At 69.5% G+C, this 15,249-nt stretch carries 10 protein-coding genes; 4 read left to right on the top strand and 6 right to left on the bottom strand.

All coding sequences use genetic code 11. The annotated features are described in order from the left end of the window. Positions 1–164: 164 nt before the first annotated feature. Together IZR01_RS40505 and IZR01_RS40500 are read left to right on the top strand one after the other, a co-directional pair. Positions 165–2,519, top strand: coding sequence for a S53 family peptidase (locus tag IZR01_RS40505; protein ID WP_194897698.1), 2,355 nt, complete (start codon positions 165–167; stop codon positions 2,517–2,519). Positions 2,520–2,602: 83 nt separating this feature from the next. Next, positions 2,603–2,854 (top strand): hypothetical protein, encoded by a 252-nt coding sequence (locus IZR01_RS40500; RefSeq protein ID WP_194897699.1) that lies wholly within the window; start codon positions 2,603–2,605, stop codon positions 2,852–2,854. 29 nt (positions 2,855–2,883) lie between these two features. On the opposite strand, the gene IZR01_RS40495 is transcribed toward IZR01_RS40500, so the two are convergent. From IZR01_RS40495 to IZR01_RS40470, 6 genes are all read right to left on the bottom strand, one after another. Further along, positions 2,884–3,339 carry an RrF2 family transcriptional regulator gene (locus tag IZR01_RS40495; RefSeq protein WP_194897700.1) on the bottom strand — a complete coding sequence of 152 codons (456 nt, stop codon included), beginning with the start codon at positions 3,337–3,339 and terminating at the stop codon, positions 2,884–2,886. Between the two features lie 86 nt (positions 3,340–3,425). Continuing rightward, positions 3,426–4,250: a DUF1684 domain-containing protein gene (locus tag IZR01_RS40490; RefSeq protein ID WP_194897701.1), complete on the bottom strand. Its 825-nt coding sequence runs from the start codon at positions 4,248–4,250 to the stop codon at positions 3,426–3,428. A 191-nt stretch (positions 4,251–4,441) separates the two neighbouring features. Further along, positions 4,442–5,362, bottom strand: coding sequence for a hypothetical protein (locus IZR01_RS40485; RefSeq protein ID WP_194897702.1), 921 nt, complete (start codon positions 5,360–5,362; stop codon positions 4,442–4,444). Positions 5,363–5,634: 272 nt separating this feature from the next. Beyond that, complete coding sequence (locus IZR01_RS40480; RefSeq protein WP_194897703.1) at positions 5,635–8,163, bottom strand: cell wall-binding repeat-containing protein; 2,529 nt, start codon at positions 8,161–8,163, stop codon at positions 5,635–5,637. Between the two features lie 195 nt (positions 8,164–8,358). Beyond that, entirely contained in the window at positions 8,359–9,438 is a 1,080-nt protein-coding gene (locus IZR01_RS40475; RefSeq protein ID WP_194897704.1) for an inositol-3-phosphate synthase, read from the bottom strand. A 126-nt stretch (positions 9,439–9,564) separates the two neighbouring features. Then, on the bottom strand, positions 9,565–10,185 hold the full coding sequence (locus IZR01_RS40470; RefSeq protein WP_194897705.1) for a PadR family transcriptional regulator: 621 nt from the start codon (positions 10,183–10,185) through the stop codon (positions 9,565–9,567). Between the two features lie 397 nt (positions 10,186–10,582). Between IZR01_RS40470 and IZR01_RS40465 the strand changes: the two genes are divergently transcribed. Together IZR01_RS40465 and IZR01_RS40460 are read left to right on the top strand one after the other, a co-directional pair. Continuing rightward, positions 10,583–13,591: a transglycosylase domain-containing protein gene (locus tag IZR01_RS40465; RefSeq protein ID WP_194926938.1), complete on the top strand. Its 3,009-nt coding sequence runs from the start codon at positions 10,583–10,585 to the stop codon at positions 13,589–13,591. Between the two features lie 60 nt (positions 13,592–13,651). Then, on the top strand, positions 13,652–15,178 hold the full coding sequence (locus IZR01_RS40460; RefSeq protein ID WP_194897707.1) for a glycosyltransferase family 87 protein: 1,527 nt from the start codon (positions 13,652–13,654) through the stop codon (positions 15,176–15,178). Positions 15,179–15,249 lie beyond the last annotated feature (71 nt).

Below are 15,249 nucleotides of genomic sequence, written 5' to 3'. Positions count from 1 at the left end.
GGCGGGGGACAGGTGGAGTGGTCCGGAGCCGAGAGCGCGCCGGTTCCGGCGGAGTTGTAGAAACCGATCGACACGCGCGGTATCAAAATCCGCAGGTTCGCCCTCTGCCATGGCTAATGTCCTTCCCGATCTTCCGGGTAGGGCGAGCAGAGGGCGAGTCTGGCATGGTTGGACGGTTCAGGCACGTCGCGGCCCTGCTGACGGTCGGCGCGTTGGTCGCGGGGCCGGACGCACTGTCGGCCACGGCCACCGCACCGGCGGCGGTGGATGGTCCTACTACTGCGCGGATCGGGTTGGCCGGCGCTGACCCGGACGGGTTACAACAACTCGCCGCCGCGGTCTCGGACCCGCACGACGCGCAGTACCGGCACTTCCTGACCCCGGCGCAGGTACAGGCGCGGTTCGGGCCGACGGCGGCGCAGCTGGCGAAGGTGCACGCTTGGCTGGCCGGAGGCGGGCTGAAGGTGGGTGCGGAGAACAGCCACTGGATCGATGTGGCCGGGACGGCCGGGGAGATTCGGAAGGCGTTCGGGCGGCTGCCGGAGCAGCGGAGCCATGCGGTCGGGGGCAATGCGGGCCAGGGCAATGCAGGCGAGGGCTACGCGGCGCAGGCCGGGGCGGCGGTGCCGGCGGGGCTGGTCGGGGCGGTGTCGAGTGTTGCGGGGTTGGTACCGGAGACGCGAGGGATGCGGCAGTTTTCTTATCGGGTCGCTGCCGGGCCTCGAAGCAGGGCACTGACGGGCCTCGGAGCAAGACTGACGGGTCCCGGAGTTGATCCGGGTGGGCCGATGCAGCCAGCCGGCCCCGGTGGAAATAGCGGCCCGGCGGAGCCGACAATCCCCGGAGCCGGAGTGAATCCCGGCGGGCCGATGCGACCAGCCACGCAACCGACACCAGCCGCCGCTCGCACAGGCGCGGGCGAGCCAGGCCAGCCACCGGCGCCCGCGATGCCGGCGCCCGCGCAAGTGAATCCCGGCGGGCCGATGCAGCCGTCCGTCCCCCTCAGCCCGGTCATCGTCGGCGGCCCCATCAAGCGCAGCCTGCCCACCGACCCCGCCGATCCCGGCGACCCCGGCGACCCGACCGCGCCGACCACCGACTCCACCGCCTGCTCGTCCGGCTGGGGCACCACCCCGGCGACCGGCGTCCCGCAGGGTTACAACAAGCCCGATCCGCTCGTCGTGTGCGGCTACTCCCCCAAGCAACTGCGCGCCGCGTATGGCGTCACCGCCTCCGGCTTCGCCGGCAAGGGCGCCATCATCGGCGTCGTGGACGCGTACGGCTCGCCGACCATGCGGGCCGACGCGAACCAGTTCGCGACGTCGGTCGGGGACCCGGCGTTCGGGGCGGGTCAGTACATGGAGTCCGTGGATCCGGGCGGGTGGAAGCACCTCGGGGACGGCGTGTGTGAGACCCCTGCGGCGTGGGGCGGGGAGGAGGCGCTGGACGTCGAGATGGCGCACGGGCTCGCGCCGAGTGCGGTCGTCCACTACTTCGGCGCCGCCTCGTGCCAGGACCAGGACATCGCCGCCACGCTGGCCGGGATCGTGGACAAGCGCTCCGCGGACGTGGTGACCGGTTCGTTCGGCGAGATCATGCACGCCACCGGGGACGGCGAGGACGCGGACATCGACCCGGCGCTGATCGCGCAGGAGAACCAGATCTTCACGACCGGGGCGGCCGAGGGGATCGGGTTCGCGTTCGCCGGCGGGGACTGCGGGGACCAGGCGCCGGGACTGACCGGGCCCGGGTGCGATGCCGGGTCGGCGCGGGCGCAGGTGGAGTGGCCGGCGGCCTCGCCGTGGGTGACCGCGGTCGGCGGGACCGCGCTGGCGCTCGCGGCCGACGGGACGCGGCACTGGGAGGTGCCGATGGGGGATCTGCGCTCGGATCTGTCCGCCGACGGTAGCGCGTGGGCCCCGCTCCCCGGCACCTTCTACTTCGGCGGGGGCGGCGGGACCAGCGAGGACTTCGACCAGCCGGCGTACCAGAAGGGCGTGGTGCCGAACGATCTGGCGCACGCGGTGGCCGGCGGCAGCAAGATCAGCACGGCCATGCGCACGGTGCCGGACGTGGCGCTGGACGGGGACCTGCTGACCGCCGTCCGCACCGGCCACACCGACCCGACGCTCGGCGGCTACGGCCAGGACGTGGTCGGCGGCACGTCCGCGGCGGCCCCGATGTTCGCCGCGGTGCAGGCGGACGCCATGCAGGCCTCCGGCGGGGCCCTGGGCTTCGCCAACCCGGCGCTGTACAAGCGGGCCGGGACGAAGCAGCTCGACGACATCGTCGACCACCCCACCGGCGCCCCGGCCACGATCTCCGCGGTCGTGGACCACGGCATGTTCGGCGACACCCACGAGGCGCGGCTCTACAAGCTCGACGCGGACCACGGCCTGGCGGCGCGCAAGGGGTACGACACCGCGACCGGGCTCGGCTCGCCGACGGCGGCGTACATCACGTCGTTCAAGCCGGTGAAGAAACCGGTTAAGAAGCCGGTGAAGAAGCCGGCGGCCTAACGATTCGCCCGATGGGGTCAAGCCCCGTGACCGGCGGCGCGCACGGCCGGTTGGGCGCCATGAACTGACCGGAAGGAACAATCATGCGCAAGCTCGCGACCTTCGCCGCCCTGACCCTGTGCGCCGGCACCGCTGTCATCGGCGGTGCGGCGGCCGCCGACGCCGCGGTGAACATCGGGATCGACGACCCGAGCGCCGGCACCACGGCGACCACCGTGACCCCGATGGCCGGCACCCCGGACTTCGCCAGCACGTGGTGTGGCGCGCCGTGGCTGTGGACGAGCCCGGACGGCGGGTCCTGCGGGACTCAGGTGAACAACGCCGCGGCGAAGTAGGCGGCCGAGCCCTGCTCGCAGCAAGCTGCTCACCTGGGCAGCCAGGCCTCCGGCGACTCGGCCATCCGGCGCACGTGCGCCGGCAGCTTCCCGCTGAGCACGTGCGCGAGGCTGGTCTCGTCCAGAACCTTGCGCAGGGCCGCGCGGGCGGCGACCCAGACGTCCGAGAGATGCTGGGCCGCGTTGCCGTACTCGGTCTCGTGCGGCCGCAGCCCCCGGACCTCGGCGAGGGGGCCGTCGACGGCGCGGATCACCTGGCCGATGGAGATCGCGCTGGCGGGGCGGGCCAGGCTGTAGCCGCCTTCGGCGCCGCGGTGGCTGCGGATCAGGTCGGCGCGGCGCAGTTCGACCAGGATCGACTCGACGAACTTGCGCGGCAGTCCCTGGTGTTCGATCAGGACCGTGGACTTGACCAGGTCCGGGCCGTGGGCCGCGAGCTCGAGCATCACCCGGACCGCGTAGTCCGCCTTCGCTGAGATCTGCACGGTGCCGATGCTAACAGCCGGTAAACCCACCGGTCCGGCGGGAATTGGCGGGAAGGGCCGGCGCGGTCGGGCCGGCGCGGGCCGCCTCAGGCGGTGACCGCGCGGCGCTTCTCCCCCGCGGTCACCGCCAGGTCCAGGCGGTTGCCCACCGGCGGGACCGGGCAGATGAAGTGGTCGCTGAAGGCGCACGGCGGCAGCTGCGCGCGGTTGAAGTCCACGACGATCTCACCGCTGCCGGGCCGCACGATCGCGGCGGCGAGCTGGCGGAAGCCGAACGTGTCCGGCCCGTTGGTGGCGTCGCCGAACGTGACGTCGAAACGGTCGCCGGTCCGGGTGGCGGCCAGCCGGAACTCGACCTGGTCCCGCTGGAAGACCAGATCTCCGTCCAGCGCCAGCCCGCGCTCCCGGCCGTCGGCGTTCAGCACCTGCTCGACGTGGCCGTGGACGTACGGCTCGTACCGCGCCGTGAACACCAGCCCCGGCTCGTACGGGAAGCGCTCGATCCCGGCGAAGGTACGGCGGTTCTCGGCGTCGGGGTCGTACACCCGCACCGCCAGCACGCCTTCGCGGACGATCGGCACCAGCTTGCGGCCGCCGTGGAACACCACGGTCGGATCGGGCGCCAGGTCGGGGGCCAGAAGCCGGATGCCGTCCACCGGGACATCCTCGACCAACAGCGCGTCGGCCGGCTCGGCGGTGAGGCTGACCCGGTCGCCGTCGACGGCCCACCGGCCCGGCAGTCCGTCCAGCGCCACGGCCGCGCCCTCGCCCAGCCAGTGCGTCGCGACCAGGGCGAGCGCGCCGTGCGAGCCGGAAACGGACGCGTCACGCTTCTCAGCCCACTGATTCCAGGCCGGGGGCGCGGGATGCGCCGCGGCGCGGGTCGTCGCGGTCGGCTCCGTCTCGGACATGCTGGACTCCCTAGCTTCCCTATGGGCATTGCCTTGGAGTGCGCAACGCCCCGGAAAGCCACCGGTATTCCGGCGGCTCTCCGAGGCGTGGAGCCAGGCGTGGAACCAGGCGTGGAACCAGGCGTGGAGCCAGGCGTGGAGCCAGGCGTGGAATCACCCGCGGCACCGAACCCGGGACCGGCTCCGGCGGATCAGCCGTGCGTCACGCAGGCATTCGCCTTGTTGGACCACAACCCCTGCACATCGAACTTTCCGGTGGTCAACGTCTCGTAGGCATCCAGGTTCACACACTCGTCGCCGATCTCGCCGTTGGCCGTGTTGTTCCAGCCGTCGGTGGGCCAGAAGTCGGTCACCGTCTCGGCGTACTCATGCGTCTCGGTGGACTCGATCCCGGAGAGCATGCGCCCGTCGGTCAGCGTCGTGCAGGCACCCGCCCCGAGGTCGGGAACGTAAGGCAGGTTCGTGTAGGCGAGCTTTCCGTAGCTGCTGCTGGTGGAGTCGTGCCACGCGCAGAAGCCGCTGTTCGGGAAGCCGTCCGGGTGGGTGCCGGTCGCGGACAGAACCACGTACTGCGCGTTGAGGTTCGGCGCCTGGGTCTTGTTCCCGAAGTGCCCGGCCGCCTTGCCCGCCTCGGCCGCGATCTGCGCCTGCGTGGAGTTGGCCGGCGCCGCGGAACCGTTGTCGAACCAGACGCCGCCGAGGACCGAGGCGGACGGGTGCTTGATGAACGTCGCGGTGGACGGGCACGTCGTGGTGCCCTTCGGAGCGTTCTCGCAGTACTGCGCGAGGATCGTGCCCCAGGTGTCCTCGGCGCCGTACAGCCCCTTGAACATCGCCTGCATGTCCGGGGCCACCTTCGCCGGGTCCTTGGACCACTGAGAACCCCAGAAGACCAGGTACACCTTCGGCGTCGGCGACACGACGCCGGTCTTGCCATTGGTCTGTAGGGACAGCGTGTCGGCACCAGCAGCCGGGGCGGCGTGCGAGCCGGCACCAGGGGCGATCGGCTTGGCTCCGTAGTGGCTCACCCCGGCGGCCGACGAGGCCGACATCGACATCGTGAACGCGGTGGCGGCAGCGGCGGTGAGCGCGGCCAGACGGATCGTGCGCATGGGTCTCCTTCGTGGATGGCGAAAGAACCGATGGGGTCCACGAAGGAATGTGCTGGAATATCAGAAGCCTGTAAATAGTGGCTTGAGTAAGAGCGACCGAGGATTGGTGGCTCTAAAGCCCGGGCAACGGAAAACGTCCGCCTCCCGAGGAGATCCCCCGGAAGGCAGACGCCGGATCGCTGTGTCGGCCGGAACACGGCGCCGAACGCGTGCCGGCCGGCGGGACGCCAGACTGTCGCGCCGGGCGCCGGATCACCGGGCCGGACTCCAGATCAGTGCTCCACGCCGCCGACCGCGTGCGCGATCTGGTCCATCACCTTCTTCTGGATGGCGACCGGGCCGCCGAACAGCGTGATGGCCGAGATCTGGTTCTGCATCGTGTGGAACAGGCTGGTGTCCGCCGGGGCCAGCACGGTCGGGGCGGTCAGCAGCAGCGGCTCGCCGGCGTTGGCCATGTAGGCACCGCCGGTCAGGGCGTCGGCGAACTGCATGCCGGTCGCCACGCCGAACTGGGTCACCGGCATGTCGGCGGCGAACCGGGCGGCGACCGCCGCGGCGGTCTGGTACCGGTCGGCACCCATCAGGCTGTGCGACTGGCCGCCCAGGTACGCGGTCGCCGCCACCGCCTGGCCGCCCACCGCGTTCAGGTGGAAGGCCGGGTCCGCGGCGCCGTTCTTGACCCGGGCCGCGGCGATGTAGGCCTTGGTCGCCGGGTCCAGCGTCTTGCCGTTGGACAGCAGGATCGCGTTGCCCTCGTCGGCGGCCAGCGGGCCGGCCGACAGCGCGTCCGCGAAGTCGCCGCCGGTGGCGACCACGACCTGGTGCGGGGAGCCCATGCCCTGGGTCGCGATCTGCAACGCCGTCCCGTAGCGGTCGGCGCCGCCGAAGCGCACGACCTTGTAGCCCAGCTGCTGCAACTGCGTCTGCACCTTCGGCGAGACCGCCACGTTGCCGCCGAGGATGTAGACGGTCTTGCCCTTGGGCAGGACCCGCTGGATCTCCTTGGCGGTCAACGGGTTCAGGCTGGCGGTCTCGGTCAGCAGCAGCGGGCCGCGGTCGCGCTTGGCCAGCGGCACGCCGGCCAGCGCGTCCGGGAAGTTGTCGCCGCGGGCCAGCACCACGGAGTCCGCGATCGCGCGCGGCGTGTTGTCCCCGCCGGCGTTGGACCACTGACTCTGGGACACCGCGACGCCGGTCCCGTACCGGTCGCTGCCGGCCAGCCGGGAGACCGAGGTGGGCTGCGGGGCCGGGACGTTCGGCGGGGTCGGGTTCCCGGAGTTGTCGAAGCACGCCGGGCGCTCGTGGTTCAGCCACAGGGCCATGTAGGCCTGCGCCGCGATCTGGCCGACCCGCTGCTCGGCGCCGACGTAGGAGTTCTCGGCCTGGTCGGCCGGCGTGGTCGCCGGGTTCCACGGGATGTAGGTCTGCCCGGTGTTGAACCGGCCCTGCAACTGCTCCTCGGCGGCCATGTGCGTGTTGGCGTTGGCCATCGCGTTCGGCGCCAGGTTGTAGGCGCCGACCAGGGCGTCGAAGGACCCGTAGTAGGACGGGAACTGCTTGCCCCAGTCGTTGCCCTGCGGGTAGTTGATCTGCGCCGAGTTCGGCTGGTAGATCGGGTCCGGCATGGTGATCGGCGAGTTGTACTGCGCCAGGTTGTTGGGGTCCGGCGCGTACTTGTACGTCGACTGCTGCGAGCCCTGCGACGGCGGGTCGACCGGGTTCGCCAGCGCGCCGTAGACCAGGCCGACGTTGTCCGTCACGGCCTGCGGCGCGCACCTGCCGGCCAGCGCGAAGGTGCCGACCTGCTGGAGCGACTGGTCCAGCGCGGTCATGTAGACCGGGTGCAGGATGTTGTGGTTCTGCACGGTGCCGTCCGGCTGCACGTTCCAGCCCTGCAACCAGGTGTTCAGCTGGCGGCCGTTGACCACCGCCGGGTTGGACAGGTCGGCCTGGGTCGCGGTGTCGGCGATCAGCAGGTCCTCGTTGCGGCGCTGCCACACCGCGGCGTTCGGGTGGTTCGGCATCATCGCCACGGCCAACCCGAGCAGCTGCGCGTCGTAGTTGTCCTCCTCGGCCTTGGTGTCGCCGGGGGTGACGTCGGTGCCCGCCTTGTTGTACTGGTAGAGCTGCTCGCTGCCCTGCCCCGAGGTCAGGTAGACGTCGTTGCCGGTGGTCAGCCGGTTCGCCTCGTCGGCCAGCATCCGGGCCACGTCGTCGCGCTCGGACGGGGACAGCTTGTCCCACACCAGCCAGGCGGCCTGCCCGGTGTAGAAGGCCCACAGCGGCGACTGCCAGCTCTGGCCCCAGGTGGAAACCCCGGCCAGGGAGTTGTTCGCGTAGTAGCGGTGGGCCAGGGCCCGCACCATGGTGGCGGCCCGGTTCGCGGCCTCGTCGGCGCTGATGCCGGAGGCGGCGGCGTCCCAGGTGCCGAGCTTCACCGAGGTGGCGATGGACAGCGCGGCCATGCCCGGGAGGCGGAAGGTCTGCTCCGGCACGGCACCGGGGATGTCCAGGTTCAGATATCCGTCGGATGCCAGGCTGTTGCCATAGGTCTGGTTGTACCAAGTGGTGGCCAGGTACCGCGAGGAGTTGCGCAGGGTCTGCGCAAGCTGCTGACTGACCTGGTCCGTCGGCGCTCCACCGGAGAACGCCGAAGGGTTGATCGCCACGACATCCGACCCCGAGGCGGAGACGGTGATGCTGGCGGCTGAGGCGCTGGGCGCCGAGACCAAGGTCCCGCCGAAGGCCGCGCCCGCCACCGCGAGTGTCGATATAACCGATATTTCGCGCTTGCGGCCCATGTAAAACTCCTTGCGTATATCATTGCCTCGCGGGAGCTTACGCGAACTGCCCCGAGCCTGAGCAGGCTCGGGGCAGTATTTTGAGGCGTAATTCGTCTACGGCCTATGCCGTAGATGAAGAGCCGATGAGAATCCGGCGACCCCGCCGGACCCCCGGCGACCAGGGGCCGGACCAGCGGCTGGACCGGCGCTGGATCAGCGCTCGACCTCGCCGCGGATGAACTGCTCGACCGCGTCGCGGGCCTGGTCGTCGAAGTACTGGACCGGCGGGGACTTCATGAAGTAAGAGGACGCCGACAGGATCGGGCCGCCGATGCCGCGGTCCAGGGCGATCTTCGCGCAGCGCACCGCGTCGATGATGACACCGGCCGAGTTCGGGGAGTCCCAGACCTCGAGCTTGTACTCCAGGTTCAGCGGGACGTCGCCGAACGCGCGGCCCTCCAGGCGGACGTAGGCCCACTTGCGGTCGTCCAGCCAGGCCACGTAGTCCGACGGGCCGATGTGCACGTTGCCGGCGCCGATGTCGTGGGACAGCTGCGAGGTGACGGCCTGGGTCTTGGAGATCTTCTTGGACTCCAGGCGCTCGCGCTCGAGCATGTTCATGAAGTCCATGTTGCCGCCGACGTTCAGCTGCATGGTGCGGTCCAGGATCACGCCGCGGTCCTCGAACAGCTTGGCCAGCACGCGGTGCGTGATGGTCGCGCCGACCTGGGACTTGATGTCGTCGCCGACGATCGGCACCCCGGCGGCCTGGAACTTGTCGGCCCACGCCTTGGTCCCGGCGATGAAGACCGGCAGCGCGTTCACGAACGCCACCTTGGCGTCGATCGCGACCTGCGCGTAGTACTCCGCGGCCTTCTGCGAGCCCACCGGCAGGTAGCAGACCAGGACGTCGGCCTTGGCGGCCTTGAGCGCGGCGACCATGTCGACCGGCTCGGCGTCGGACTCCACGATGGTCTCGCGGTAGTACTTGCCCAGGCCGTCGTTGGTGTGGCCGCGCTGCACGATCACGCCGGTCGGCGGGACGTCGGCGATCTTGATGGTGTTGTTCTCGCTGGCGCCGATGGCGTCGGCCAGGTCCAGGCCGACCTTCTTGGCGTCGACGTCGAACGCGGCCACGAACTCCAGGTCGCTGACGTGGTACTCGCCGAACTGGACGTGCATCAGGCCGGGGACCTTGGCGTTGGGGTCGGCGTCCTTGTAGTACTCGACGCCCTGCACCAGCGAGGCGGCGCAGTTACCGACGCCGATGATCGCTACTCGAACCGAACCCATGAACGGTTTCTCCTTCATCTTCCGCGCCCGGGGGAAACGGGCACGTTCTCCTGCGTATATATGGAAAGGGGACAGTGGCCGGCCGGCTACGACCGGGCCTCTCGGACAGTTCTCCGCGCGCGGGCGCTAGGAGGGCCGGGGCTGAACCTGATCGACTGCTGGGGAGCCTTGCTGGGGTTGCTGCTGCGATGGAGCCGGGAACGCTTGCTCGTGCTCGGTCCGGATCAGCTCGTTGAGCCAACGGACCTCGCGCTCGGTGCTCTCCAGGCCGTGCCGTTGGAGCTCCAGTGTGTAGGAGTCCAGCCGGTCACGGCTGCGGGCGAGCGATCCGCGCACCGCTTCCATCCGCTCCTCCAGACGGCTGCGCCGTCCCTCGAGGATGCGGATCCGGACGCCGGCGTTGGTCCGCCCGAAGAACGCGAAGTGGACGCCGAAGTTGTCGTCCTCCCACGCCGCCGAACCGGAGGTCGTCATGAGCTCCTGGAACCGCTCCTTGCCCTCCGCGGTCAGCTTGTAGCTGATCTTGGCCCGGCGCGAGGCGGCCACGTTGGCGGTCACGGTGTCGTCCTCGGCGATCCAGCCGCGGGCGACCAAGTCCTTCAAGCAGGGGTACAGGGTCCCGTAGGACAGCGCGCGGAAGGCCCCGAGCTGCACGTTGAGCTGACGTCGCAGCTCGTAGCCGTGCATCGGGTTCTCGTGGAGCAGGCCGAGGACCGCCAGTTCCAGGATCTGGGACCGCTTCGCCATCGCTTGCTCCTTCCTCGCCTACCGTGCGCGCCGTACGGTTCCGTACGCCGCCGTCTCCCGATACATCGGACGGATACACCTAGCCGATACAGCTACTCGATGTATCGATCCGATACATCGAAACGGTAGCGGGTGCCGGCCGCACCGCACAAGTCCCCTGGTGGAAGGAACGAAACGGACAGATCGCCGCCACTCCCCCGGTCTTCATGGCTCGGTGGGGTACCTTTTGCCGATAGCGCGTCCGGGGCGGGGCGGGAACGCAACCGGCCTACGGGTTTCGCGCGTCTCCGCGAGCAAGCCGGTCCATGGCGGTTCCCATCCGCCGGCCGCCGGCGGGCAAGGGGGGCGGGCGGCGAGCGCAGCTCCACAGTGGACTTCAGGTGAGGCGGACCGAGGTATGAGCGAGCACGGCAGTCGACGCGCCGGAGGTGGCGGCGGGTCACGAGGACGCCGTCCGGCTGGTGGCGGCGGCTTCTCGGACAAGCTCGACGGGCTCTCCAACCAGCTGTCCGGGATGTTCGGCAAGCGCCGCGGGGGCGGCGGCCGGCGCGGCGGCGACGGGTACGACGACCAGTACGACGAGTACGAGTCCTACGACGACCGCGAATATCAGGACCATGACTACGGGCCCGGCGGATACCACGACCGCTACGGCACCGAGCCGGCCGAGACCGCGTCCGGCGGCGGCCGCCGAGGACTGGGCGGCGCTGCCCGCCGCCGCGGCCCCGCGCGGGCCCGCTCGGGCAGCGGCCGCCGGGACGAGTTGCCGCCCAAAGACTGGTGGATGAAGTTCATCAACTACCCGCGCTACGGCAAGCGCGGGTGGCGGCACTGGATGCCCTCCATCAAGCAGATACTGTCGGTCTTCCTGGGTTTCCTGTTCAGCGTTATAGGCGTCGTGGCCTACGCGTATGCCAACACCACGATCCCGCAGGCCAAGAACAACATCGCGGCCGGCAACCCGACCAGCTTCACCTATGACGACGGCAAAGAGGTCTTCAACCAGATCGGCGTCAACTACTACCAGGTCAACGACATAGCTCAGATCCCGCAGGTGTTCCAGAACGCGTTCGTCGCGGCGGAGAACTACTCCTTCTGGAGCGACCCCGGCGTGTCGTTCACCGGTGTGGCCCGCTCGGCGCTGAACGACCTGTTCGGCAGCGGCGGCACCCAGGGCGGTTCGACGATCACCCAGCAGTACGTGAAGAACGCGTACCTGTCGCAGGACCAGACGCTGGGCCGCAAGATCAACGAAATCATGATCTCCATAAAGCTCAACCACACGCAGAGCAAACAGCAGATCCTGCTCGGCTACCTGAACCAGATCTCGTTCGGCCGCGGCGCGTACGGCATCGACGCCGCCGCCCGGGCCTACTTCGGCAAGCCGATCGCCCAGTTCACCAACAACGACGTCCAGGAGGCGGCCTTCCTGGCCGCGCTGGTCAACGACCCCAGCAACTTCGCCACCGCGCTGGCCAACCCGAAGGCCCGCACGGACAACCCCAAGACGTTCGACCGGTTCACGCGGCGGTACAACGCGATCCTGGCGAACATGGCGGAGTACAAGTTCATCTCCAAGCCGCAAAGCGATACCAACCAGGGCAAGCTGCCGGTGGTCAAGGATGAGAAGGCGCCGAACCTCGGCGGGTACGTCGGGTACATGAAGGACGCCGCCACGGCCTACCTCGCGGCGCAGATGCAGGAGTACCCCAGCGACCAGCAGACCCAGAAGTACGCGAACATCGACAACCTGTCCAAGGGCGGGTACAAAATCGTCACCACGTACAACCACGCGATGATGAACGACTCGGTCCAAGCCGCCGACGCGCTGTGGAAGGGGACCAGCGGTGGCGGTGGCGGGAAACTGGATCCCAGTCAGCCCTCCGACCACGACGTGCACCTGGCGTTCGCCTCGATCGATCCGAAAGACGGCGAACTGAAGTCCTTCTACACCGGCACCGACGGTAAAGAGGAATACACCCAGAACGCCTTCAACTACGCGATTCAGGGTGGCGTGCAGGTCGGTTCGACGTTCAAGCCGATCACGCTGGCGGCCGCGTTGCAGACGGGCAAGTTCTCCCTGGACAGCCAGGAGGAAGGCTCTAACTTCAAGCCGCTCTACTATCCGGTCGGGGCGAAAGAGCCAATGACCTACACCGACCCCAACACCGGCGCGACCAAGTTCTACCCCCCCAACGAGGACGACGAGGCAATCGGCGGTTTCCAAGGCATGGCGACGCTGAAGCAGGGCCTGGCGTTGTCGCTCAACTCGGTCTTCGTCTCGCTGGAACTGGACCCGACCATCACCCCACAGGCGGTCTGGAACATGGCCGTGAACCTGGGCATCAAGCCTGACACCCCCGACCTGTACCCGGTCCCCGCTCTTACCCTCGGCGTCGCCGAGATCACGCCGATGCGCATGGCCACCGCCTACTCCGCTTTCGACAGCGGTGGCGTCTCGCACGAGCCGGTGCAGGTCAGCGAGATCATCGACCAGAAGACCGGACAGGTCGTCTGGACGCCGCCGGCACTGCGTCCGAACAGCGGCGTCAACAAGCAGGTGATCTCCGCCAACACCGCCGCCGGGGTCACCAACGCGCTGCAGTCGGTGTTCGGCAAGGGCGGTACCGCCTCGCAGAACTCCGACGCCGCGAAGCTCTCCGACGAGACGAACGGCAACCTGGCCGGTAAGACCGGTACCAGCGACAACGGCCACTCGGCCTGGTTCACCGGCTTCTCCTCGTCGCTGGTGACGTCCGTGGGGCTCTTCCGGTCGACACCGGACACCGGCGCGATCGAGTCACTGGCCGGTCTGGGCTATGACAATCCGAAGCAACGCATCAACGGTAACGACTGGCCGACGTCGGTCTGGTCGGCGTTCATGAGTATCGAGATGGGCAAGAACAAGGACAACTTCGCCAAACCATTCCCGCCATACACACCGGCCTGTTCCGGGGTCTCCAACCTGATCCCGACCGGCGGGTCGGTCGAACCCGGCACGCTGGCCAGCGGCTCGGGCTCGATTCCGGGCACCCCGACCGGCTCGGAGGCGAACTGCCAGGCGGTGTTCGTCCCGACGCCCACCCCGACGCCGACCCCGACCCCGACGAAGGCCACGACGTCCTCGCAGGCGCAGCTGTGCACGCCGCCGGCGCAGTTCGACCCGGCCACGCAGCAGTGTGTGACGCTGCCCTCGACGCCGGCGGACACCAGCTCGCAGGGGCAGCCGACCGGCACCGGGACGTCCAGCCCCACGTCGCCGTGGGGCCAGCCCTCCACCACCCCGTCCACGCCGTCGAGTCAGTACTGCAAGCGGAACCCGACGGATCCGTTGTGCCCGACGACCTCGGGGCCGACCACGTCGACCACGACGTCCGGTCTGCCCGGGTTCGGACCGCCGAGCTGAGTTCTGAATCTTTCCCAGGACATGCAGACGGAGAACGGACCGGTAGGGCACGATGTGCAAGTGAGTTCGGACGTGAGCGACCAGGCGCCCGGCCCGTCGGGGGAACCGACGGGCCGGAGCGCGGCGGCACCCACCCTCGTCGCCCCCTCCCTCGACGACCCGGTGGTGAACGCCGCCTCGGACGCGGTGGGCGGGCCGCTGGGCGCGCGGGCCTTGCGGCCGAAGCTGGGCTCCAACACCGCGATCCGGACCGTGGCGCGGGTGCTGGTGCTGCTCACGCTGCTCACCCTGGGGCTCGGCGTGGCGCAGCGTTCACCGTGCTACTCCACGGCCTGGAACGGCACGGGTAAGCAGCAGTACAACCACCTGTGCTACACCGACGTGCCGTACATGTACTACGGCCGCGGCTTCGACAAGAACCTCACGCCCTACCGCCAGACCGACGCCGCCAGCGGCAACTACGGGCTGGAGTACCCGGTGGTGGCCGGCGCGACGATGGAGACCGCGGCGCTGCTGGCGCAGAAGCTGGGCGCCGACACCCCGGACCAGGTGCGGTGGTTCTACGACATCACCACGTGGTTCCTGATCGTGTTCTCGATCGTCTGCGTCCTGGCCATCATCGGCCTGGCCGGACGAAGGCCCTGGGACGCGGCGATGTTCGCGTTGGCCCCGGGATTACTCCTGACCGGAACCATAAACTGGGACCTGATCGCGGTCGCCCTGGCCTCGGTCGGCATGCTGGCCTGGGCCCGGAACAAACCCGTGGTGGCCGGCATCGCCCTGGGACTGGGCTCGGCCACGAAGCTGTACCCGGTCTTCTTGCTGATCCCGCTGCTGGTCCTGTGTTGGCGCGCCGGCCGCATGCGCCAGTGGACCCAGGCGACCGGCACAGCGGTGGTGACCTGGCTGGTGGTGAACGCCCCGGTGATGATCTTCGCCTTCCAGGGCTGGAAGTACTTCTTCACCTTCAACGACAACCGCCCGATCGACCTGGGCTCCCCCTGGTTCGCGATCCGCCACTGGTGGAACTGGGTACCGCCGAAACAGAACGTGGTCATCATCGCCCTGGTCCTGGCCGGCTGGCTCGGCGTGGCCCTGCTGGGCCTGATGGCCCGCCGCCGGCCCCGCTTCGCCCAACTGGCGTTCCTCACCATCGCGATCTTCGTCCTGCTGAACAAGGTCTACTCGCCGCAGTACGTCCTGTGGCTGATCCCCCTGGCGGCACTGGCCCGCCCGCGCTGGCGCGACTTCCTGATCTGGCAGTGCTGCGAGGCCGCCTACTACGTGGCGGTCTGGTACTACCTGGTCTGGCAGGCGGGGCCGAGCAACGGCAACACCCGCGGCCTGCCGGACAACTTCTACGTGTGGGCGATCATCATCCACCTCGCGGGCATCGTGTTCATGATGGTGCAGATCATCCGCGACATCCTCGACCCCCGCCGCGACCCCATCCGCGCCGACGGCATCGACGACGACCCGGCCGGCGGCGCGCTGGCCGGCAGCCCGGACGTGTGGGCGTGGTCGCAGCCGCGGTCGCACCGGGCGGTGCACGGGGTGACTAGCGAGCCTGAGCTCGCTGCGGTCTGAGCTCGTTTTGGAGGCGGGGGCGCAGGGCGGCTCGGAGGCGGCGGACGGCTGGGCGGGGGACGGCTGCGCGG

It is taken from the genome of Catenulispora pinisilvae, assembly GCF_015356865.1.
GTDB classification, from domain to species: Bacteria; Actinomycetota; Actinomycetes; order Streptomycetales; family Catenulisporaceae; genus Catenulispora; species Catenulispora pinisilvae.
This window is presented reverse-complemented; position numbering and strand designations above follow the sequence as displayed.

What these genes read in the sequence shown, in the direction of transcription:
- IZR01_RS40505 (WP_194897698.1), top strand. Translation starts at nt 165, where the DNA reads ATGGTTGGACGGTTCAGGCACGTCGCGGCCCTGCTGACGGTCGGCGCG.
- IZR01_RS40500 (WP_194897699.1), top strand. Translation starts at nt 2,603, where the DNA reads ATGCGCAAGCTCGCGACCTTCGCCGCCCTGACCCTGTGCGCCGGCACC.
- IZR01_RS40490 (WP_194897701.1), bottom strand. Translation starts at nt 4,250, where the DNA reads ATGTCCGAGACGGAGCCGACCGCGACGACCCGCGCCGCGGCGCATCCC.
- IZR01_RS40485 (WP_194897702.1), bottom strand. Translation starts at nt 5,362, where the DNA reads ATGCGCACGATCCGTCTGGCCGCGCTCACCGCCGCTGCCGCCACCGCG.
- IZR01_RS40480 (WP_194897703.1), bottom strand. Translation starts at nt 8,163, where the DNA reads ATGGGCCGCAAGCGCGAAATATCGGTTATATCGACACTCGCGGTGGCG.
- IZR01_RS40475 (WP_194897704.1), bottom strand. Translation starts at nt 9,438, where the DNA reads ATGGGTTCGGTTCGAGTAGCGATCATCGGCGTCGGTAACTGCGCCGCC.
- IZR01_RS40470 (WP_194897705.1), bottom strand. Translation starts at nt 10,185, where the DNA reads ATGGCGAAGCGGTCCCAGATCCTGGAACTGGCGGTCCTCGGCCTGCTC.
- IZR01_RS40465 (WP_194926938.1), top strand. Translation starts at nt 10,583, where the DNA reads ATGAGCGAGCACGGCAGTCGACGCGCCGGAGGTGGCGGCGGGTCACGA.